The sequence below is a fragment of the uncultured Sphingomonas sp. genome (genome assembly GCF_964237335.1).
In the GTDB taxonomy this organism is placed as follows: Bacteria; Pseudomonadota; Alphaproteobacteria; order Sphingomonadales; family Sphingomonadaceae; genus Sphingomonas.
Genome location: NZ_CAXSHM010000016.1, coordinates 51191 through 72390 on the forward strand (window position 1 = coordinate 51191; position 21200 = coordinate 72390).

23 protein-coding genes and 1 tRNA gene are annotated in these 21200 nt (G+C 70.1%); 11 read left to right on the plus strand and 13 right to left on the minus strand.

All coding sequences use genetic code 11. The features are described from left to right. Positions 1-136: 136 nt before the first annotated feature. Positions 137-1642 carry an AMP-binding protein gene (locus ACFE65_RS09805; RefSeq protein ID WP_375382179.1) on the minus strand — a complete coding sequence of 502 codons (1506 nt, stop codon included), beginning with the start codon at positions 1640-1642 and terminating at the stop codon, positions 137-139. Positions 1643-1755: 113 nt separating this feature from the next. On the opposite strand from ACFE65_RS09805, the gene ACFE65_RS09810 reads away from it, so the two are divergent. From ACFE65_RS09810 to ACFE65_RS09820, 3 genes are read left to right on the plus strand one after another with little or no spacing between them, the layout of a single operon-like run. After that, a complete protein-coding gene (locus tag ACFE65_RS09810; RefSeq protein WP_375382180.1) occupies positions 1756-2028 on the plus strand; it encodes an acyl carrier protein in 273 nt (90 codons plus the stop codon). 53 nt (positions 2029-2081) lie between these two features. Further along, complete coding sequence (locus tag ACFE65_RS09815; RefSeq protein WP_375382181.1) at positions 2082-2765, plus strand: hypothetical protein; 684 nt, start codon at positions 2082-2084, stop codon at positions 2763-2765. Further along, the gene (locus tag ACFE65_RS09820) at positions 2750-3520 is read left to right on the plus strand and encodes a hydrolase 1, exosortase A system-associated (RefSeq protein ID WP_375382182.1); all 771 of its coding nucleotides are present in this window, start codon (positions 2750-2752) and stop codon (positions 3518-3520) included. Before ACFE65_RS09815 ends, ACFE65_RS09820 begins: the two co-directional genes overlap by 16 nt. Before the next feature lie 180 nt (positions 3521-3700). Here ACFE65_RS09820 and trxB read toward each other — a convergent pair whose 3' ends face one another. Next, on the minus strand, positions 3701-4708 hold the full coding sequence (trxB, locus tag ACFE65_RS09825; RefSeq protein ID WP_375382183.1) for a thioredoxin-disulfide reductase: 1008 nt from the start codon (positions 4706-4708) through the stop codon (positions 3701-3703). Positions 4709-4839: 131 nt separating this feature from the next. On the opposite strand from trxB, the gene ACFE65_RS09830 reads away from it, so the two are divergent. From ACFE65_RS09830 to ACFE65_RS09855, 6 genes are all read left to right on the plus strand, one after another. Beyond that, positions 4840-7173, plus strand: coding sequence for an FdhF/YdeP family oxidoreductase (locus ACFE65_RS09830; protein WP_375382184.1), 2334 nt, complete (start codon positions 4840-4842; stop codon positions 7171-7173). 120 nt (positions 7174-7293) lie between these two features. Continuing rightward, complete coding sequence (locus ACFE65_RS09835) at positions 7294-8151, plus strand: SPOR domain-containing protein (protein ID WP_375382185.1); 858 nt, start codon at positions 7294-7296, stop codon at positions 8149-8151. Between the two features lie 146 nt (positions 8152-8297). Then, positions 8298-9071: a hypothetical protein gene (locus ACFE65_RS09840; protein WP_375382186.1), complete on the plus strand. Its 774-nt coding sequence runs from the start codon at positions 8298-8300 to the stop codon at positions 9069-9071. Positions 9072-9167: 96 nt separating this feature from the next. Next, a complete protein-coding gene (locus ACFE65_RS09845) occupies positions 9168-9710 on the plus strand; it encodes a molybdenum cofactor guanylyltransferase (RefSeq protein ID WP_375382187.1) in 543 nt (180 codons plus the stop codon). Next, on the plus strand, positions 9707-10504 hold the full coding sequence (fdhD, locus tag ACFE65_RS09850; RefSeq protein WP_375382188.1) for a formate dehydrogenase accessory sulfurtransferase FdhD: 798 nt from the start codon (positions 9707-9709) through the stop codon (positions 10502-10504). The genes ACFE65_RS09845 and fdhD overlap by 4 nt, the downstream gene beginning before the upstream one ends. A gap of 4 nt (positions 10505-10508) precedes the next feature. Next, complete coding sequence (locus tag ACFE65_RS09855) at positions 10509-11171, plus strand: peptidylprolyl isomerase (protein ID WP_375382189.1); 663 nt, start codon at positions 10509-10511, stop codon at positions 11169-11171. Positions 11172-11296: 125 nt separating this feature from the next. Here the strand turns inward: ACFE65_RS09855 and ACFE65_RS09860 are convergent, their stop codons facing one another. The 4 genes from ACFE65_RS09860 to ACFE65_RS09875 form a co-directional block, all read right to left on the minus strand. Then, positions 11297-11686, minus strand: coding sequence for an HIRAN domain-containing protein (locus tag ACFE65_RS09860; RefSeq protein WP_375382190.1), 390 nt, complete (start codon positions 11684-11686; stop codon positions 11297-11299). 13 nt (positions 11687-11699) lie between these two features. Then, positions 11700-11776: transfer RNA gene (locus ACFE65_RS09865), tRNA-Met, on the minus strand. A 64-nt stretch (positions 11777-11840) separates the two neighbouring features. Beyond that, positions 11841-12356: a 2'-5' RNA ligase family protein gene (locus tag ACFE65_RS09870; protein ID WP_375382191.1), complete on the minus strand. Its 516-nt coding sequence runs from the start codon at positions 12354-12356 to the stop codon at positions 11841-11843. 8 nt (positions 12357-12364) lie between these two features. Then, on the minus strand, positions 12365-14248 hold the full coding sequence (locus ACFE65_RS09875; protein ID WP_375382204.1) for a potassium transporter Kup: 1884 nt from the start codon (positions 14246-14248) through the stop codon (positions 12365-12367). A 225-nt stretch (positions 14249-14473) separates the two neighbouring features. On the opposite strand from ACFE65_RS09875, the gene ald reads away from it, so the two are divergent. Both ald and ACFE65_RS09885 read left to right on the plus strand, forming a co-directional pair. Then, on the plus strand, positions 14474-15580 hold the full coding sequence (gene ald / locus ACFE65_RS09880) for an alanine dehydrogenase (RefSeq protein WP_375382192.1): 1107 nt from the start codon (positions 14474-14476) through the stop codon (positions 15578-15580). Positions 15581-15619: 39 nt separating this feature from the next. Further along, the gene (locus ACFE65_RS09885; protein ID WP_375382193.1) at positions 15620-15838 is read left to right on the plus strand and encodes a DUF3072 domain-containing protein; all 219 of its coding nucleotides are present in this window, start codon (positions 15620-15622) and stop codon (positions 15836-15838) included. A 99-nt stretch (positions 15839-15937) separates the two neighbouring features. Here ACFE65_RS09885 and ACFE65_RS09890 read toward each other — a convergent pair whose 3' ends face one another. Genes ACFE65_RS09890 through ccmC form a run of 7 tightly spaced genes read right to left on the minus strand, consistent with a single transcriptional unit; the run spans position 15938 to position 20885 of the window. After that, a complete protein-coding gene (locus ACFE65_RS09890) occupies positions 15938-16573 on the minus strand; it encodes a tetratricopeptide repeat protein (protein WP_375382194.1) in 636 nt (211 codons plus the stop codon). Further along, on the minus strand, positions 16573-16980 hold the full coding sequence (locus ACFE65_RS09895) for a cytochrome c-type biogenesis protein (RefSeq protein WP_375382195.1): 408 nt from the start codon (positions 16978-16980) through the stop codon (positions 16573-16575). The genes ACFE65_RS09890 and ACFE65_RS09895 overlap by 1 nt, the downstream gene beginning before the upstream one ends. Next, a complete protein-coding gene (locus ACFE65_RS09900) occupies positions 16977-17501 on the minus strand; it encodes a redoxin family protein (protein ID WP_375382196.1) in 525 nt (174 codons plus the stop codon). Before ACFE65_RS09900 ends, ACFE65_RS09895 begins: the two co-directional genes overlap by 4 nt. A gap of 10 nt (positions 17502-17511) precedes the next feature. After that, entirely contained in the window at positions 17512-19557 is a 2046-nt protein-coding gene (locus ACFE65_RS09905; protein ID WP_375382197.1) for a heme lyase CcmF/NrfE family subunit, read from the minus strand. Beyond that, complete coding sequence (gene ccmE / locus ACFE65_RS09910; protein WP_375382198.1) at positions 19554-20000, minus strand: cytochrome c maturation protein CcmE; 447 nt, start codon at positions 19998-20000, stop codon at positions 19554-19556. Before ccmE ends, ACFE65_RS09905 begins: the two co-directional genes overlap by 4 nt. Beyond that, positions 19997-20134, minus strand: a complete 138-nt coding sequence (locus ACFE65_RS09915; protein WP_375382199.1) for a hypothetical protein — start codon at positions 20132-20134, stop codon at positions 19997-19999. The genes ccmE and ACFE65_RS09915 overlap by 4 nt, the downstream gene beginning before the upstream one ends. Before the next feature lie 25 nt (positions 20135-20159). Then, positions 20160-20885, minus strand: coding sequence for a heme ABC transporter permease CcmC (ccmC, locus tag ACFE65_RS09920; RefSeq protein ID WP_375382200.1), 726 nt, complete (start codon positions 20883-20885; stop codon positions 20160-20162). Positions 20886-21200 lie beyond the last annotated feature (315 nt).

A 21200-nucleotide genomic window follows, 5' to 3' on the forward strand; every position in this document is an offset into this window, starting at 1 on the left:
TCATGCTGAGCTTGTCGAAGCACTGCCCTTCCCTTGTCGTTGGAAGAAGGACAGCCCCCTTCGACTGCCTGCCTGCGGCAGTCGCTCAGGACAGGCTTCGACAAGCTCAGGGTGAACGGAAGTTTGGTGCGGGTCATCATGTCTCCCCCACCCCCGCCGCCACCGCCACCCGGTCCAGCTTGCCGTTCGCGTTACGGGGCAGATCGTCCCGCCACACGATCCGCGCCGGCTGCATGAAGCCCGGCAGGTCGCGCCGCAGCCGCTCGCGCAAGGCCCCCTCGCCCGCCGGATCGCCGCGCAGGACCAGCACGATCGCCTGTCCGGTCCGATCGTCGGGCACGCCCAACGCCATCGCCTCCGCCGCCTCGCCGCCCGCCAGCGCCGCTTCCTCGACTTCGGTCGGGCTGACGCGATTGCCCGACACCTTCATCATGGCGTCGTCCCGCCCGACGAAGCGCAGCAGGCCGTCCGCGCCCTCCACCACCGTATCGCCCGACCACACCGCGACGCCGCCGCCGCCGCCGCAGGCGGACCAGGCGGGCGCCGGGCGGAAGCGCTCGGCGGTGCGCGCCGGGTCGCGCCAATAGCCTTGCGCGACCAGCGGCCCGGCGTGGACGAGTTCGCCCGCCTCGCCCGGCGCGGCGCGCGTGCCGTCGGGGCGCACCACCATCACCTCGGCGAACGGGATCGCCTGGCCGATCGACTCGGGGTTGGCGTCGACCAGCGACGGCGAGAGGTACGTCGACCGGAACGCCTCGGTGAGGCCATACATCGGGTAGAGGTCCGCGCCCGGGAACCGCTCGCGCAACGCCCGCACCAGCCGCGTGCCGAGCGCGCCGCCCGAGTTCGTCAGCCGCGTCAGCCGCGCGGCCGTCTCCACCGGCCAGTCCGCCTCCAGCAATTGCACCCACAACGGCGGCACGCCGGCGAGCGTCGTCGCGCCGACCCGGTCCACCGCCTTCACCACGTCGCGCGCGGTCAGGTAATCCAGCGGCGCCACCGCCGCTCCGGCCGACCAGGTCGAGAACAACTGGTTCTGCCCGTAATCGAACGCCAGTGGTAGTACGCCGAGCACGCGGTCCGCCGCCGTGAGACCCAGATAGTGCGCCACCGACACCGCCCCCAGCCACAGGTTCGCATGGGCAAGCATCACGCCCTTAGGCCGGCCGGTCGAGCCCGAGGTATAGAGGATCGCCGCCAGCGCGTCGGGCGCGGCGTAGGACGGCGGCAGCGGCTCGCCCTCCCCGGCTTCTTCCGCCACCCGGCAGTCGGCGGGCACGTCGCCCGGCGCCAGCGCCGCGGCGCGGGCCGTTTGCGTCAGCACCAGGCTCGCCCCGCTGTCGGCCAGGATGTGCGCCACCTGCGCGCGTTTCAGCAGCGGGTTGATCGGCACATGCACCAGCCCGGCGCGCGGCGCGGCGAGCGGCAGCAGGCAGGCGGCGCGAGTCTTGGGCAGCCAGCTCGCGACCCGCGCACCCTTCGCGAAGCCGAACCCGGCGACCCAGCCCGCCAGCTGCGCCACCGCCAGCTCCAGCCCGGCATAGTCGAGCGACGCGCCGCGCTCGATCAGCGCCACGTCGCCCGGCCGGCCGCACAGCGTCAGCGTGTCGATCGGGCGCGGAGCGGGGTCGGGCGGCGGCATGGCGCACCCGTCCTAGCGCGAAACGGTTGCCGGTTTCACCCGTCTTCCCATCCGCCGTCTTCCCATCCACCCGGCAAGCCGGTAACGCCGCGCGACATCTGCCGGAGCGTGCCGTGACCCCCGAAGACCAGTCCATCGTCGACAAGACCGTGCGCGGCGTGCTGCAGGACGTGCTGGCACTCCCGCCTCAGCAGGTCGCCGCGTTCCGCCACGACACGCCGCTGTTCGGCACCGTGCCCGAGCTGGACTCGATGGCGGTCGCGGGCCTGTTGACCGAGCTGGAGGATCGCCTCGCCATCAGGATCGACGACGACGAGGTCGACGGCGACATGATGGCGACGTTCGGTGCGCTCGTCGACTTCGCCAGCCGCAAGGCGTTCACCTGACACGGACGCCTGCCTTCGCCCGCTACGGTTGGCGCGGCGGCGAGGAGTGGATGATGCGGTTCGGGCCCAACATGGGCCCGGTGGTGGTGCTCGCGCTGCCGTTGTTCGAGGAAGCCAACCGGACGCGAGCCGTCGCGGTCGCGGTGCTGCGCGCGCTGGCCGGCATCGGGATGGCGAGCGCGCTGCCCGAGTTGCCGGGCCAGGGGGAGAGCCTGCTGCCGACGCGAGACGCCACGCTCGTCGGCATTCGCGAGGCGTTCGAGGGGGCGGTCGGCGCGGTTCGGGCGGAGGGCCGGCCGGCCTATGTCGCGGCGATCCGCAGCGGGGCGTTGCTTGACCTATCCGCGCTGGCGCACGGCCGCTGGCACCTGTCGCCGCAGGACGGGGCCGAGTTGCTGGGCGCGCTGACCCGGATCAAGCAACAGGAGATCGGGCGCGAGCGGAGGTTGGGTGATCGCTGGTACTTGGATGGTGACGTGACTTCCGAGTCTCCGGTGTCGATCGCGGGCAGCTTGATCGCGCCGCAGCTTCTGAACGAGCTGCCATCCGCCATGCCATTCGATCAGCCCGACGTGCCACGACGCATCCTCCGGCTCTATGGCGACCCGCGCCCGGCCGATCGTCACATCGCCGGTACGCCGCCGTGGCGCCGGGCCGAGCCGGGGAACGATGACGTTCTGGCACAGATACTTGCGGCCGATCTCGCCGACTGGGTACGAACATGCGCCGCCCGCTGATCGTCGCCTGCGACGGCGACGCGCTAGTCGCCACGCTTGACGAGGCGTCAGGGACCACCGGGTTGCTGATCGTCTCCGGCGGCAACGAGGTGCGTAGCGGAGCGCATCGCGGCATGGCGCTGCTGGCGGCGCGGCTGGCGGGGGACGGCGTGCCGGTGTTGCGGTTCGACCGGCGCGGCGTGGGCGACTCCTCGGGCATGAACGGTGGTTACGCCGGCTCGGCCGCGGACCTCGCCGCCGCCGCCGCCGCGTTCCGGCGCGAGCAGCCGCAGATCACCCGCCTGGTCGGCTTCGGCAATTGCGACGCGGCGACCGCGCTGGCGCTGTTCGGGTGGTCTGCGGGGATCGACGCGCTGGTGCTCGCCAACCCGTGGCTGGTGGAGCGGAGCGCCGGCGGCCTGCCGCCCCCCGCCGCGATCCGCGCCCGCTATGCCGAACGGCTGGCAAACCCGCGCGAATGGCTGAGGTTGACGCGCGGCGGCGTGGATATTCGCAAGCTCATCAACGGCCTGCGTGCCGTTCTTCATCGGGCGCCGAGCAACGATCTACCTACCCGCTTCCTGGCGGGCATCGCCGGTATCCCGACCACGATCGTGCTGGCGACCGGCGACGCCACCGCCATCGCCGCCCGCGATGCGCTTAGCCGCTTCCCGCCGATGCCGACCGTCACGATCGACACCCCCTCGCACAGCTTCGCGCGCGCCGGCGACGCGGCGGCGCTGGAGGGAGCGATCCGAGCGAAACTAGGCATGTAGATACGTTCGTTGAGGTCAATATCCTCCCCCGCCAGGGGGAGGTGGCAGCCGAAGGCTGACGGAGGGGGCGGACGCACAAACCTTCGGGAGTCCTCCCCCTCCGTCTGGCTACGCCAGCCACCTCCCCCTGGCGGGGGAGGACGTTACTCTGGGTGATCCGCCCCGCTGTAGTGGCCCAACCTACCAAGTCGCCTCCGCATTCTCCTTCGTACCCGCGGGCTCCGCAGCCGCCGCCGTGTCGCTCTCGAACGCGGCGTGGGCGAGGAAGCGTTCGGCGTCGAGTGCGGCCATGCAGCCGGTGCCCGCCGCCGTCACCGCCTGGCGGTACACCTTGTCCGCCACGTCGCCGCAGGCGAACACGCCCGGCACGCTCGTACGCGTCGAGCCCGGCTCCACGTCCAGATACCCGTCCGCATCCAGCGCCAGATGGCCCCGGAACAGCCCCGTCGCCGGCGAATGGCCGATCGCGACGAAGCCGCCCTCCACGTCGATCCGGCTGCGCTCGCCGGTAACGGTGTCCTCAAGATCGAGCGCCACCAGCCCCGCGGTGCCGCCGCCGTCCACGAACTCGGCGACCGCCTTGTTCCACAGCACGGTGATGTTCGGATGCGCCGCCAGCCGCTGCTGCAGGATGCGCTCGGCGCGCAAGCTGTCGCGGCGGTGGATCAGCGTGACGTGGGGCGAGTGGTTGGTGAGGTACAGCGCCTCCTCCACCGCCGTGTTGCCGCCGCCGATCACCGCCACGCGCTTGCCGCGATAGAAGAACCCGTCGCACGTCGCGCAGGCGCTGACGCCCTTGCCCTTGAGCTTGTCTTCGCTCTCCAGGCCCAGCCATTTGGCCTGCGCGCCGGTGGCGATCACCAGCACCTCGCCCTCATACACATCGCCGGAGTCTCCGGTCAGCCGGAACGGCCGCCGCGACAGGTCGACGTCGGTGATCGTGTCCCAGATCATCCGCGTGCCGACATGCTCCGCCTGCGCCTGCATCTCCTCCATCAGCCACGGGCCCTGAATCACGTCGCGGAAGCCCGGGTAGTTCTCGACGTCGGTCGTGGTGGTCAACTGCCCACCCGGCTGCACGCCCTGGACGACGATCGGGCTCATCCCCGCGCGCGCACCGTAGATGGCGGCGGACAGCCCCGCGGGTCCGGAACCGAGGATCAGCATGCGGGTGGTGTGGGTGGTCATGGGCCGCCTCCTAGCGTCGTGGGCGGGATATGGGGAGCCGGTCGGTTCCGCGAGCCAAAGAAAAGATATGATATCCGCCTCCTCGCGCTTTGGCGCTACGGCATGGGCGCAGAAGATCAGGGAGTATCGGCATGAGCGACCGGCGCGACATCGGCGTGGATCCCTATGACGGCCCGGCGGGCGGCTGGGGATCGCTCCGCTCGGTCGGCGCGCTCGTGGCCAAGGAGCGGATGAGCCCGGGCGGCGTCGTCGAGTTCCAGCGGCAGAACAAGCCCAAGGGCTTCATGTGCGTCAGTTGCGCCTGGGGCAAACCGGCCAACCCGCATATCGAGGAGTTCTGCGAGAACGGCGCGAAGGCGACCGCCTGGGAGCTGACCACCTTCCGCGTCACGCCCGATTTCTTCCGCGAACACACGGTGGCGGACTTGCGCGGCTGGAAGGATTACGACCTCGAACAGGCCGGCCGCCTGACCCACCCGCTGAAATACGACACAGCTTCGGACAAATACGAGGCGGTGAGCTGGTCGGAGGCGTTCGCGGACATCGGCGCGAAGCTAAAAGGATATGATCCCAAGAAGGTCATCCTCTATTCCTCCGGCCGCGCGAGCCTGGAGACGTCGTTCATGTACGCGCTGTGGGGGCGGATGTACGGTAGCCAGAACCTGCCCGATTCGTCCAACATGTGCCACGAGACGACGTCGGTCGCGCTGAAACAGGCGATCGGCTCGCCCGTCGCGACGATCCAGCTCGACGATTACGAGAAGTGCGACGCGATCTTCTATTTCGGGCAGAACCCCGGCACCAACAGCCCGCGCTTCCTCCACCCGTTGCGCAGCTGCGCCAAGCGCGGCGTCGAGATCATCGTGTTCAACCCGCTGATCGAGCGCGGGCTGGAGCGGTTCACCGATCCGCAGAGCCCGATCGAGATGGCGGCGCTGAAATCGACGCCGATCGCGACCCAATATCACCAGGTGAAGGCAGGCGGCGACATCGCCGCGATCCTGGGCATCGCCAAGTGGGTGATCGAGGCGGATGTCGAGGCACGCGCCGCCGGGCGCGACCCGATCCTGGACCACGACTTCATCGCACAGCACACCGTTCGTTTCGAGGCGTTCGCCGCCTCCGCGCGCGACACCGGCTGGGACGTGATCGAGCGCGAAAGTGGCCTGACGAAGGACGCGCTGGTCGGCGCGGCGAAGGTCTATGCGCGGTCGAAGGCGGTGATCGCGGTGTATGGCATGGGCCTGACGCAGCACCGGCACGGCATGGAAAACCTGTTCATGCTGACCAACCTGCTGCTGCTGCGCGGCAACATCGGGCGGCCGGGCGCAGGGATGGGCCCCGTGCGCGGCCATTCCAACGTGCAGGGCCAGCGCACCGTCGGCATCACGGAAAAGCCCGAGCTCGCGCCGCTCGACCGGCTCGCCGAGCTGTTCGAGTTCGAGCCGCCGCGCGACAAGGGCTGGGACACGGTCGAGAGCATCGAGGCGGTGCTGACCGGCGAGGCGCAGGCGTTCGTCGGCTTAGGCGGCAATTTCGTCCGTGCGATCCCTGACCAAGGGCGGGTCGAGCCCAAATGGCGCGACCTCGACCTCACCGTCCACATCGCGACCAAGCTCAACCGCTCGCACCTGCTGCCCGGACGGACGAGCTACATCCTCCCGTGCCTCGGCCGGATCGAGCGCGACGACCAGGCGACGGGGCCGCAGACCGTGTCGATGGAGGACACCTTCTCGATGATGCACGGCTCGGTCGGCCGCATCGCGCCCGCCAGCCCGCACCTGCTGTCCGAGCCCGCGATCGTCGCCGCGATCGCGCTGTCGACGCTGGAGCCCAATCCCAAGGTGCCGTGGGGCAAGTGGGTGGGCGACTATGGCCTGGTGCGCGATGCGATCGAGGCGACGTACCCTGAGATGTTCGCCAACTTCAACAAGCGGCTGTTCACCCCCGGCGGCTTCTGGAAGGGCAATGCGGCCGCGCACCGCGAGTGGAAGACGGCGAGCGGCAAGGCAGAGTTCAACGCGCCCAAGGTGCTGAACGCGGCGGGGTTCGACGATGGCGAGGTCGACGGCGGGGGCAGGCGGTTCCGGCTGGTGACGTTGCGGTCGAACGACCAGTTCAACACGACGATCTACGGCTATTACGACCGCTTCCGCTCGATCCGCGGCACGCGCGACATCGTGATGATGGGCCGCGCCGACCAGGCGACGCTGGGCGTGAAGGAGGGCGACCGGATCAGCCTGGTGGGCGACGCGGGCGACGGCCACGACGCGGGGCGACGCGTCGATGGGCTGACGGTCATCGACTATGCGATCCCGGAGGGCTGCCTCGGCATGTACTATCCCGAAAGCAACATCCTGATCGCGGCGTCGCATTATGCGGAGGAGAGCCACGTGCCGGCGGTGAAATCGGTGCCGGTGCGGGTGGAGGTGATGGCGGCGAGTGGAACCTTTTCGGACAGGTGACATTGGGCCGTCTGCAAGCCATCCGCCTTTTCACGGTTGATCGGGCGTTCAGCAGGTCAGGCAAGATTTCAGTCATCGGGCGCGGGTGATCCTCCCTCAACAGACGAGGGGGACCCACCGATGAAGAAGCGACTGATCGCGATGCTGACGGCCGGGATGCTGGGTGCGGGTGCGCCGGCCATGGCGCAGGACCTTGGGCCGGCCGGCACGGGTGCACAGGACGTGGCACCATTGCCACCGGGGCATGCGGCCCCGGCCTTCGCGCTGCCCCCGCGCGACGAGAAGGGCGCATGGAAGACGCCCAATCGTGATCTCGCGGCCGGTGAGGCGCTATGGCATCTGCGCGTCGCGCTGAACGTCGCGGCGCTCGGCTGCCGCGGCGTGGCGGGGGACGATCTGGTCGCGCGATACAATGCGCTGCTGACCGATCACGTCGCCCACCTCGCGGACGCCAGCGCGCGAACGGAGGCGCTATACCAGAGACGGTTCGGCGCAAGCTGGCGGGAGCATCACGACGGCGACATGACGAAACTGTACAACTTCTTCGCGCAACCGCCGGCGCAGGAACGTTTCTGTTCCGAGGCGCGTACGGTGCTGCACGAGGCCGCCGTCGTGGAGCCGTCCAATCTCGATCCCTGGGCCGAGGCGGCGCTGCAGCGGCTGGAGGCGCCGTTCACGAGCTTCTACGACGCCTTCGATGCGTATCGGGTCGCGCTCGCCCACTATGCGCAGCGGCATGCCGCGGTGGCTACGGTGATGGCGCCAGACGCACCGCCGGTGATGGTCGCGGCGACATCGATCACCGGGGCGCCGGGGTCAGCATCCGTGTCGGCGATGTCGCCAAGGGCGGTGATCGCCAGGGCGGCGTCGGTCCCGGTGGATCCTGCGCGGGCGTCGGTCCCGGCGGAGGCAGGTCAGCCGCCCGCGATACTCGCCGCCTACACCATCCCACAACGCAGGCTGGGCCCGCAGGAATAGTTTGGCTGCGGACTGCCGTCTCCACCCGCTGTCCAGCGGCTTCCGGCTCGGCTATGCGGGCGCCAAAGCGCCGCAGCCGCCAACGCTATTCCCATGCGACGGCATCGTCGCTAACCGCTCCGAAAATCCTGGAGGGGCGAATAGTCGTGAGGATGATCCTCCTTGCCGCCCTGCTGACATCGGCGACCTCGCCGGCCAAGCCGATGCCCTCGATCGCGCGTTTCGTCGGCGAATGGCGGCTGGACCGTGCGGCGAGCCGTTTTCGGGGTGAGGTGACCATGATTGAGCATACGCCAGCAGGCTATCTCTTCGACTTCGGGGCGGTCAGCTTCACCCTGCCCGATGACGGCCGGTTCCACCCGACCATCGGGGGGCGCGAGACGATGCTCGCGGCGATGGGCGCTATGCGATGGCGGCGCGCGCATCGCATCCATGGCCACGTGGTCGACCAGAGCACGCTCACCGTTTCGCCCGACGGGCGCACGATGACCATCGCGACCGATGGCGCGAGCGGCCCGCCGGAAACCCTGCTGCGGACGGGACCGGGAACAGGCTTGGCGGGCCGGTGGCGCAGCACGCGCCTCGGCATAAATGCGGCGAACACCTTGTCGCTCGGCGATGCGGGCGGCGGGCGTTTGCGCTGGGGATCGCCTGCGGACGGCAATTTCTACGTCGTCGGCGTCGATGGGCCACCGGCGGTCGATCAGGGCGTCACGGCGACGAGCAGCGCGACCTTGCAGGTCGGCCAGGCAGCGGATGGCTCGCTGCACTGGACGGAGCGCTTGAATGGACGCCCCTATCTGATTGGAGAGGACCGGCTGTCCGACGATGGCTCGACCCTGACCGAGACCGTAAGCCCGGCGCGCTTTGCCGACGAGCGACAGACGCTGGTCTATCGCCGGCCTCCGGCCGACCGGTGACCGCCGGAGCGCGGCCGCTGTCCGATCGCGGACCGTCGGGCTATGCCTGCCGGGCATGCACCGTCTTCCCCACCCCGACCGCTTAGGCGTGCGTGCATGAGCCCGCGCATCCTCGGCGCGCTGATCGCCGGTGGCGCCGCCTCGCGGTTCGGGTCGGACAAGGCGCTGGCCCCTTGGCGCGGGCGGGTGATGATCGGGTGGGCGGCCGATGCGCTCGCGCCGTGGTGCGGGCGGGTGGTGGTGGTCGGGCGCGCTTGGGGTGGGTTGCCGAGTGTCGCGGACCTGCCCTCGCCCGGCCTCGGCCCGCTCGGGGGCATCGCGGGGGCGCTGGCCCATGCGGGCGCGGAACGCTTCGATGCGGTGATGACGATCGCGTGCGACATGCCCGACGTGCCGGGCGCGCTGATCGGGCGGTTGCTGGCGGCCGGCGGCTCGGTCTTCTGCGCCGACGCGCCGATCCTGGGCGTCTGGCCCGTGACGCTCGGGCCGGCGCTCGTCGAGCGGCTGGCTGGTGCGACACCGGGCGCGAAGGACGGGCGGCTGTCGATCCGCCGCTGGGCGCTCGACATCGGCGCGACGCCGGTCCCCGCCCCCGGCCCGCTCGCCAACGTCAATACGCCCGCCGACCTCGTCGCATGAGCGCGCGCTCGTACGCGAGGAGGGTGCGACTTTTGCGACCTTCGGGGAGCGAGCCCGCCGAGCGCACGATCGCGGTCGAGGCGCCGGTCGCGGTCGAGGTCGATGGTTTCGGCTATGCCGTCATGATGATGACGCCCGCTGACCTGACCGCGTTCGCGACCGGCTTCATGCTGACCGAGCGGCTGGCCGACAGCGCGGCCGACGTGATCGACGTCGACCCGTTCGAGGCGGAGGCGGGGTGGATGCTGCGCGTGACGCTCGCGCCCCGCTGCGCCGGGCGGATCGCCGACCGCGTGCGCCACCGCACCGGCGACACGAGCTGCGGGCTGTGCGGCATCGCCTCGCTGGAGCAGGTGCGGCGGCCGGTGGCGGCGCGGCCGCCGTTGCCGGAGGTCGCAGCGCCTGTGCTGTTCGCGGCGCTGGCGGGCCTGCGCGCGCATCAGCCGCTCAACGTCGCGACGGGCGCCGTCCATGCCGCCGCGGCCTGCGACGCGGACGGCGGGGTTCTCGCGGCGTTCGAGGACGTCGGTCGGCACAATGCGCTCGACAAGCTGGTCGGGCATCTCGCGCTCGACGGGATCGCGGCCGCGTTCCTGCTGGTCACCTCGCGGATCAGCTTCGAGATGGTGGACAAGGCGCTGGTCGCGCGCGCGCCGCTGCTCGTCGGGATATCCGCGCCGACGACGCTGGCGATCGACCACGCCCGCGCGCATGGCCTGACGCTGATCGCGCTCGCCCGCCCCGACGCGATGCTGGTGGTCAACGATCCGGGCGGACTGTTCGAGGGAGACTGACGCGATGTTGCTGCTCGCCGCGCTGATGACGATCCAGGCGACCGCCGTACCGGTGGCACTGACGCCGACGCCGACGCCGACGCCGACGCCCGTCGCGCCCGCGCCGCTGCCGCCGCCCGCGCCGGGGATGGTGCGGGTCGCGCTCGTGACCGACGAGGGGCAGATCGTGCTCGACCTCGAACAGGCGCGTGCGCCGATCACCACCGCCAACTTCCTGCGCTATGTCGACGGGCATCGGCTGGACGGCGTCACCTTCTACCGCGCCGCCAGGGGTGGCCCACGCTATGGCTTCGTCCAGTTCGGCGTGCAGAACGAGCCCAAGCGCGTGCTGCCGCCGATCGCGCACGAACCCTCGACGCAGACGGGCGTCACCCACACCGACGGCGCGATCTCGATCGCAAGGTTGGAGCCGGGCAGCGCGCGGGGCGACTTCACGATCAACCTGGGCGACCAGCCCTCGCTCGACGCCGACCCGACGAAGCCGGGCGACAACCTCGGCTATGCGGCGTTCGGCCATGTCGTGCAGGGGCTGGACGTGGTGGAGCATATCTTCGACGCGCCCATCGCCGACGGCGGCTTCTTCAAGGGCGAGATGCTGGCACGGCCGGTACGGATCGTGTCGGCGCGGCGGGTGGCTGCGTTACCGTCACCCCGGCCCCTTCGATGACGCCTGCGGCGTCGCTCAGGACAGGCTTTAGCCGGGGTCCCGCTTCTTTTGGGTCAAGACGGAAGAATAAGCGGGATCCCGGGTCAAGCCCGGGATGACGGCGGGAAGGCAAGTTGAGCATCAACTCACGCACCCCACATCGGACCATCCGGGTCGGCGATGTCGTCGCGCGCGATGGGAGCGCCAGAGGGCGCGGCCGGCAGCGTCGGCGCCCGTCCGCCGAACGCCACCCGGATATAGGCCGCGCCGCCCGCCACGCCCTGGAATACCGCCGCGACCTCCTCGCCGCTGCGCAACCGGCCCCCGATCCACGGCGCGCGCTCGGCGGTGAGGTAGCCGATCTGGTGCCCGCGCTCGCTGAGCACCGCGACGGCGAACCGATCGTGCGGGTTGCGCGGTTCCGGGCGCAGCGACACCGGATCGCCGGGATTGCATTGCAGGAGCTCGAACCGCCGGTTGCTGCCGTCGCGATTGGGAAAGTCGATCCCGACCACGGCGAGGCTCAACTCATCCATCGCTGAAGTCATATGGTAGCGAAGGAGGGACTTGAACCCCCGACCCCAGGATTATGATTCCCGTGCTCTAACCAGCTGAGCTACTTCGCCCCGTTCCCGCCCGGAACTGACCGGCCCGCGGGAGGCGACGCCATAGAAAGCGCGTCGATACCGGTCAAGCGAACATGTGCCGCGACAGGGCCTCCCACGGTCCCCCACGATACCACCAGCTCTCCAGCCCCGCGATGCGGATCGGGCGGGCGACGAAGCCGGCCTGCAGCTCGGCGAGCAAGGCCTTGGCCGCTGCGGGCTCGACCTTGTTCTGGACGGTGACGTGCGCGCGCCAGCCCTGTTTGTCCTGCGGCATCAACAGCGGCGCGAACGCATCCGCCAGGTCCGCGCGGATCGCCGCAAGCTCCTGGCAATCGATCCGATAGGCGACCCCGCGGCCGAGCGACACCAGCCCCGCTACCCGCGCCGCCGGCGCCGGCACCCCGCGCGTCGCCTCCACCAGCCGCCGCTTGAGTTCCGGCGCGATGGCGGGCGGCAGGTGGTGGAACATCGTCAGATGCGCGTCCAACTGGTTGCGCTCGGCCGGGAAATGCGCGCGGCGCAAGGCCTCAAACCACGCCTGGTCCTCGCCGCCCAGAAGCGCGGTCAGGATGATCGGCGCGTGCGGACCCTCATGCATGGACGGGCTCAGATCTCGACCTGGCTGCCCAGCTCCACCACGCGGTTGGTAGGCAGGCGGAAGAACTCCATCGCGCTCTCGGCATTGCGGAGCAGCCATGCAAACAGCTTCTCGCGCCAGATCGACATGCCGGGATGCTCGGCCGGCAGCAGCGTCTGGCGCGACAGGAAGAAGCTCGTATCCATCATCCGGAAGTCCGCGCCGCAGGCGTGGAGCCGCTTGAGGCTCGCCGGCACGTCCGGCTCCTCCATGAAGCCGTAACGCAGGACCAAGCGGTGGAAGCCCGCGCCCAGATCCTCGTGCACGAACCGTTCGACTTCGGGATAATAGGGCATGTCCGCGATCTTGACGGTCAGCAGGATGACGCGGTCGTGCAAGACCCGGTTGTGCTTTAGATTGTGGAGCAGCGCATGGGGCACGCCCTCCGCCGTCGACGTCATGAACACCGCCGTGCCCGGCACGCGCGCGGCGGCGGTGGCGGCGGACTGGATGAACACCTTCACCGGCATCGCCGCCTCGCGCAGCCGCGCGATCATCAGCTCGCGACCCTTGGCCCAGGTGGTCAGCACGACGAACACGATCAGCGCGATCAGCAGCGGGACCCAGCCGCCCGCCCGCACCTTCGTCAGATTGGCGCCGAGATAGGCGAAGTCGACGAGGAAGAAGAGGCTCAGCAGCGGGATCGCGTAGAGTTTGGGCCAGTGCCACAGGCGATAGATCGCGACCGTCAGCAAGCAGGTGTCGATCGTCATCGCCCCCGTGACGGCAATGCCATAGGCGCTCGTCAGGTTGGACGAGGTGCGGAAGAACAGCACCAGCAGGATCACCACCGACGCCAGCAGCCAGTTGACGAGCGGGATGTAGATCTGGCCCGCGGTGCGCGCGCTGGTATGCTCGATCCGCAGCCGCGGCACGAAGCCGAGCTGGATCGCCTGCTGCGTCACCGAGAAGGCGCCGGTGATGACCGCCTGGCTGGCGATGATCGCCGCCATCGTCGCCAGGATCACCAGCGGCAGGCGGAGCCCGGGGGTCGCGAGCATGTAGAACGGGCTCTCCAGCGCCGCCGTGCCCATCCGCGACAGCAGCGCCCCCTGCCCCATGTAGTTGAGCATCAGCGCCGGCAGCACGAAGAACAGCCACGACACGCGGATCGGGTTGCGTCCGAAATGCCCCATGTCGGAATACAGCGCCTCCGCCCCCGCGACCGCCAGCACAACGGAGCCGAGCGCCAGGAAGGCGCGCAGCGGATCGACGGCGAAGAACGCCACCGCATAATGGGGCGACAGCGCCAGCAGGATGTGCGGCGTCCGCACGATCGACAGCAGCCCCAGCACCGCGATGACGGCGAAATACACCATCATCACCGGCCCGAAGAGCAGCCCGACCCGCGCGGTGCCGCTCGACTGGATCGAGAACAGCGCGATCAGGATGACGAGGCTGAGCGGCAGCACCAGCGCGCCGAAGCTGGGTGCGACGACTGCGACGCCCTCCACCGCCGACAGCACCGACACCGCCGGCGTTATCATGCTGTCGCCATAGAAGAGCGCGGTCGCGAAGACGCCCAGCAGGACGATGCCGCGCGACCACCGCTTCGTCCTGGTGCGGTGCGACACGAGCGCCAGCAGCGCCAGGCTGCCGCCCTCGCCCTTGTTGTCCGCGCGCATGATGATGGTGAGGTATTTCAACGTCACCACGATCATCATCGACCAGAACATCAGGCTGACGACGCCCATGATGTGGAGCGCGTCGACGGCCAGCCGGTGATGGCCCGCGAACGTCTCCCGGAACGCGTAGAGCGGGCTGGTGCCGATGTCGCCGAACACGATGCCGACCGCGCCCACCGCCAGTCTCAACAGGCCGTCGCGATGCGGATCCGCGCTCGCCTGCTGCAGGCCCGATGCGTCGTGCGCCGGTCTGGCGACGCCGTATTGATCGATGCTCACGGCGCGAGCGGAACCTCAAGGGACGGGCGAAAGGTCGGGAGGATCAACGGCGTACCGCCCCCGAGGTGACGCCGACGCGCTGCGATACACTCACGTGTTGAGGGCCGCAACGGGACTTTGCCGCCGCCGTCTCGTTGTGCCACGGCGACCGGACCGACCAGTGGAGAGACGACGATGCGCGTGGGTGTGCCCAAGGAGATCAAGAACCATGAATATCGCGTCGGGCTGACGCCGCCGTCGGTCGCCGAACTGGTGTCGGCGGGTCACGAGGTGATCGTCGAGACGCACGCCGGATCGGGGATCGACTTCGAGGATGCGGACTATCAGGCCGCGGGCGCGACCATCCTGCCCGACGCGCGCGCGGTGTTCGCCGCCGCCGACATGATCGTGAAGGTGAAGGAGCCGCAGGCCAGCGAGATCGCACTGCTGGAGCCGCGCCACCTGCTGTTCACCTATCTCCACCTCGCCGCGGACAAGCCGCAGGCGGAAGGGCTGATGAAGTCGGGCGCGACGTGTATCGCCTATGAGACGGTGACGGCGCCCGGCGGCGGGCTGCCGCTGCTCAAGCCGATGAGCGAGGTCGCGGGGCGGATGTCGGTGCAGGTCGGCGCGCATTATCTCGAAAAGGAACAGGGCGGGCGCGGCGTGCTGCTGGGCGGTGTGCCGGGCGTGGCGCCCGCGCGGGTCGCGATCCTGGGTGGCGGCATCTCGGGCATCAACGCCGCGCAGATGGCGGTCGGCATGCGCGCGGACGTCACGATCTACGACGTCAACATGAGCCGGCTGGCGGAGCTCGACATGTTCTTCTCCAGCCAGATCAAAACCGCCTATGCGTCGAAGGCGGCGATCGCGGAGGCGGTGAAACATGCGTCGCTGGTGATCGGCGCGGTGCTGATCCCTGGTGCCGCCGCGCCCAAGCTGATCACGCGCGACATGCTGAAGACGATGAAGCGCGGCAGCGTGATGGTCGACATCGCGATCGACCAGGGCGGCTGTTTCGAGACCAGCCACGCGACGACGCACGAGGACCCGGTGTTCGAGATCGACGGCGTGATCCATTATTGCGTCGCCAACATGCCCGGCGCGGTCGCGCGCACGTCCGCGTTCGCGCTCAACAACGCGACGCTGCCGTTCGCGATCAAGCTCGCCACGCGAGGACCGGACGCCGCGATGAAGGCCGACCCTCACCTCGCGGCCGGGCTGAACGTGTCCAACGGCAAGATCCGCCATCACGCGGTCGCTGAGGCGCTCGATCTGCCATTCGAAGCGTGGAACGGATAAGGAACATTGGTGTTGATGCAGGGCCAATAGGAGCTGACGATGAGCGAGACCGAGAATCCCAAGACCCACCCGACCTCCAATGCGGTCAAGGACCCGGACGACTGGACGACGGGCGGCGAGCCGATGACCGGCGCGCAGGCGAGCTACCTCAAGACGCTGAGCGAGGAGGCGCATGAGGAGTTCGACGATCACCTGAGCAAGGGCGACGCGTCCAAGAAGATCGACGAGCTCCAGGACAAGACCGGCCGAGGGAAATAACTCAGACCTTCGTCATCCCGGGCTCGACCCGGGACCCCGCTTCTTCCGCTTGCTCGGGAGGTAGCGGGGCCCCGGGTCAAGCCCGGGGTGACGGTGCTGTCAGCGGCCCGCTCGAGCCATCTGATCCAGATACGCATCCAGCAACGCCAGCCGCACCGCGATCGGCGCACGATACGGCGTTCCAGCCGGCGCCAGCGCCAGCGCCTGGCGCCAATATGGCCGCGCATCGGTGAACTGGCCCGCGCGCACATAGGCCAGTCCCGCGAAGAACGGCGGTCCGGGATGCCGCGGTGACAGGCGCATCGCCTGCTGGAACGCCAGCAATGCCGGCGGCGATACCCGGTTGCCGTCATGGATGGCGAGATCGGCGCCGAGCCCGGACCACAGCTCGATGCTGCCCGGATAGTGGCGGATACCGCCCAGCATAACCTGCACCGCCGCGCCCGCGTCGCCCGCGCGCAGCATCGCATCCGACGCGGTGAGATAGGCGGCATCGGCGGTGTAGCGGCCGAACAGATCGCCACGTAGTTCGACTAGATCGAGGTCGACATCGATCGGCGTTGCGTTTGCCTCGGTCGGCCGCCCCGGCAGCAGCGGGCGCCCCTGCAACGCATAGCCGGTGGCGCCGAGCATCAGCGCCGCGCCTGCGAGGCTCCACAACGGCCGCGCGAGGCGCAACCGCCAGAGCAGGCCAGCCGCCGCCAGCCCCAGCAGCAACAGCGCGAGGAAGCCCATCAGGCGCGCCGCCGCCGCTTGAAACTCGCGCGCGCGACGACGGCGCCGGCCACCAGCAGCAGCACGGGCGCGAGCCACAGCGGCGCGGTCACCGCGTCGAACGGCGGGTTGTAGCTGACGTAGTCGCCATAGCGCGCGACCAGCCAGCCGCGGACCTGTTCGGGCGTCTCACCACCGCGGATGCGTTCGCGCACCAGCGCGCGCATGTCGCCGGCGAGGTCCGCGTCGCTGTCGGCGATCGACTGGCCCTGGCAGACGAGGCAGCGCAACTCCCCCATCAGCGCCTTGGCCGCCGCTTCCTGACGCGGATCCGGCAACGCGTGGTTCGCAAGCGCAGTGGGCGGCAGCGGCGTCTCCGCCAAGGCGGGAGCGGCCAGCAAGGCCAAGGCGGCGAGCGTCCGCCTCACGATGCGGCCTTCACGGCCGCGACCAGCGCCGGCACGTCCTCGGCGCGGATGTCGCCCACATGCTGGCTGACGATCCGCCCGGCCGCGTCGACCACGAAGCTCTCCGGCACGCCCGACGAGCCGAGCGCGAGCTGCGCGCGCGCCTCCCGGTCGTTGCCGATCGCCTGATAAGGGTCGCCATAGCGGGCGAGGAACGCCGTCACCGCGGCGGGCGTGTCGCGCACCGCCAGCCCGTCGACCTCGACGCCCTGCCGCTTCAACGCGGCGAGCTGCGGCGCCTCGGCCGCGCACGGGATGCACCAGCTGGCGAACACGTTCACCAGTCGCGGCCGGCCGCGCAGCCCGGCGCTCGCGACGCCGGGCCGTCCGGGCAGCATCGCGGGCGCCGCGAAGTCGGGCACCGCCTGGCCGACCATGCGCGAATAGACCGTGCGATCCGCCGGCCGTTGCAGCCCATGGATCGTGAACGCCAGCACGACGGCGAACACCGTCAGCGGCAGCCAGAGCAGCCACCTCCTCACGCCTTTAGCCTCATGCCGCCCAGAACCGCCAGGCGTCACGCTCCCGCGCGCGGCGCTCGCGCATCACCCGCCCCACCAGCGACAGCGCGCCGCCCACCGCGACCAGCGCGCCGCCCGCCCAGATCAGCGTCACGAACGGCTTCCACCACAGCCGCAACTGCCAGCGCCCGGTGCCGTCGGGCGCGCCGAGTACGGTGTAGAGCTGCCCATCCATCAGCGTCGCGATCGCGCTCTCGGCGGTGGTCGTCGGCGGGTCGGCGAAGAAGCGCGATTGCGGGCGCAGCACCAGCGACGCGTCGTCGCGCGTCGCGGTCAGTTGCGCCTCCACCGCCGACCAGTTCTGGCCGACGCGGGGCGCGACGCCGTCGAACCGCACCGTCCACGGCCCGACGCGATGCTCCTCGCCCGGCCGCGCGGCGACCAGCGTCTCGCGGGTGAAGGCGCTGTCGCAGGCCATCCCCGCCAGCGCGACCGCGATGCCGAGATGCGCCGTGACCATGCCCCAGGTGAACAGCGGCGTCCGCCGCAAGTCGCGCTTCCACAGCGGCGCGACGCTCGCGACCGCCAGCCCGGCCGCGACCGCTAGCCCCAGCAGCGGCAGCAGCGGCACGCCGCCGAGCCAGGCGGCGAGCGCAGCGGCGACCGTCACCGGGATCGGCACCGCCAGCCGGTCCACCACCGCGCGCAAGCTGTCGCGTCGCCAGCGCACCAGCGGCCCCGCGGCCATCGCGACGCCCAGGCCCAGCGCGATCGGCCCTGCTGTGCGGTCGAAGAACGGCGGCCCGACCGACAGTTGATGCCCGAACGCGCCCGCGATCAGCGGATAGAGCGTGCCGATCAGCACGATGCCCAGGATCACCGACAGCAGCAGGTTGTTGACCACCAGCGCGCCCTCGCGGCTGATGGCCTCGAACGTCGCGCCCTGCCGCACCGTGCCGATCCGCAAGCCGAACAGCGTCAGCGCGCCGCCGATGTAAAGCGCCAGCAGCATCAGGATGAACTCGCCGCGCCGTGGGTCGACCGCAAAGGCATGGACGCTCGTCAATATGCCCGAGCGGACCAGGAACGTGCCGATCATGCTCATGGAGAAGGCGACCACCGCCAGCATCACCGTCCAGGCGCGCAGGCCGTCGCGCGTCGCCAGCACCGTCACCGAGTGAAGCAGCGCGGTCGCCGCGAGCCACGGCATCAGCGACGCGTTCTCGACCGGGTCCCAGAACCACCAGCCGCCCCAGCCGAGATCGTAATAGGCCCAGTAGCTGCCCGCGGTGATCCCCAGCGTCAGGAATACCCAAGCGCCCAGCACCCACGGCCGCATCGCCCGCGCGAACGCGGGGCCGACGTCACGCGTCACCAGCGCGCCGACCGCGAACGAGAAGGCGACCGACAGGCCGACATAGCCCGCGTAGAGCGTCGGCGGATGGAAGGCGAGGCCGGGGTCCTGCAACAGCGGGTTCAATCCCTGCCCGTCCTTGGGCGCCGGATCGAGGCGCGCGAACGGATTGGAGGACAGCAGCAGGAACGCGTAGAACCCCAGCGCGATCGCGGCCTGCGCGCCCAGCGTCGCCACCAGGGTGCGGGCATCGAGCCGCCACTCCAGCGCCGCCACCGCCGCGCCGGCGACGCCCAGGATCGTCACCCAGAGCAGCATCGACCCTTCGTGCTGCCCCCAGGCGCCGGCGAACTTGTAGAGGAGCGGCTTGGCCGAATGGCTGTTCTCGGCGACCAGCAGCACCGACATGTCGGAGCGCATGAACACCGCGATCAGCGCCGCCATCGCCACGACCACGAGCAGGCCCTGCACGATCGCGACCGGGCGCACGGCGGCGAGGAGTTGGGTGGACAACTCCTCAAACCCCGTTCGCCCTGAGCTTGTCGAAGGGCTGCCTTCTTGCTCGGAAGAGAAGGACAGGGCTTCGACAAGCTCAGCCTGAACGGTTGGTAGGATCAAAGCCGAAGGCGCAGTCGCCCGCACCGCCATCGCCGCCAGCAGCAGTTGCAGCCCCGCCAGCGCCGCCGCCAGCCAGAGCGCCGCGAGGCCCGCCTCGGCGATCATCGCTTCAGCGTCTTCGTCTCGTGCATCTGCCCCGCCGCCGTCGCGGCAAGCTGGGGCGGCATGTACTTCTCGTCATGCTTGGCGAGCAGGTTGGTCGCGGCGAAGCTGCCGTCGGGGCGGAACTCGCCCTCCGCGACCACGCCCGATCGCTCACGGAACAGGTCGGGCGTGATGCCGGTGAAGCTGACCGGCGTCGTCGCGCGCCCGTCCGTCACCGCGAACCGGATCGACACGCCGTCGCCCGCGTGCGCGATCGAGCCTGCGACCACCATCCCGCCCAGCCGCACCGCGCGCCCGAGCGGCAAGCCGTCCTTCGCCACGTCCGACGGCGCGTAGAAGAACGCCGCCTGGTCCTTCAGCGCCGACAGCGCGAGCCCGCCGGCCCCCAGGACCGCAAGCAGCGCCAGGCCCGCGAGCGCGAGCCGCTGGTTCTTCGCCCTCACCGCCGATCGCTCCGGGCGTTCTGGCCGGCCGCCCGCTCGGCGCGGCGCATCGCGAGGTAGCTAACGAGCGCGAGCACGCCGGCGCCGCCAAGCGTCACGACATAGGCGGCGGTGACGAAGGGCCACGGGTTCATGCCGCGTCTCCGGGAAGGTCGGGCCTCATATTGCCGCCATCCGCCGCAGCCGCGCCTCGGCGCGCGTGGTCGCGAGCATCGCGCGCATCCGCATCAGCACGATGCCCGCGAACAGCAAGGTGAAGCCCACCAGCATGATCGGCAGCGGCCACAGGATCGAGCGGTCGATCGTGGAGCCTGTCAGCCCGATACTCGGACCCTGGTGCAGCGTGTTCCACCACACCACCGAATAGCGGATGATCGGCAGCAGCACGGACCCTGCGATGCCGAAGATCGCCGGCACCCGCCCGTCCCCGCCGCGATCCGCGTCGGCGCGGGCGAGCGCCAGATAGGCGAGGTAGACGAAGAACAGCAGCAGCATGCTCGTCAGCCGCCCGTCCCACTCCCACCACGTCCCCCAGGTCGGCCGCCCCCAGATCGATCCGGTCGCGAGGCACAGCCCGGCGAACACCGCGCCCGGCCCGGCCATCGCGCGCGCGGCGATGCTTGCCAGCGGATGTCGCCACACCAGATAGCCCGCGCTCGCGAGCGCGATTCCGCTCCACCCGCCCATGCCGAGCCAGGCGGCGGGGACGTGGATGTACAGGATGCGCACCGTCTCGCCCTGCAGGTAATCGGGCGGCGTCCGCACGAGGCCGGCCCAGCAGGCGACCGCGATCAGCGCCACGCCTGCCCAGAAACAGACGGGCGTCAGCGGCCGCGCGATCGACAGGAAGCGGCGCGGATTGGCGAGGGCATGGAGCGTGGGCACGTCGCGTGCTGATTAAGGCCAAACCGCGCCCGCGTCACCCGGCGTTTTGGTTGGCCGCAGCCGACGGGTCGAGGACAACGCCGGCGGCCGATGACGCCGAATCCAACGAGTAGGTAACAGTAGGTAACACCAAAACGCACTTCGGCGACGGACCGGCAACAGGGCGGGCGGCGACAAAAAAAGCAGCAATGCGAGGAGCAAACGCGACGCTCGCACGGCAATTCCAACATCGCAATAGGCCACGGGAATGTCCGGTTTTAGTGGATGCACGAACCCGCTGCGCGGGAGGGTGGACGCGGCACGGTTGAGTTGACG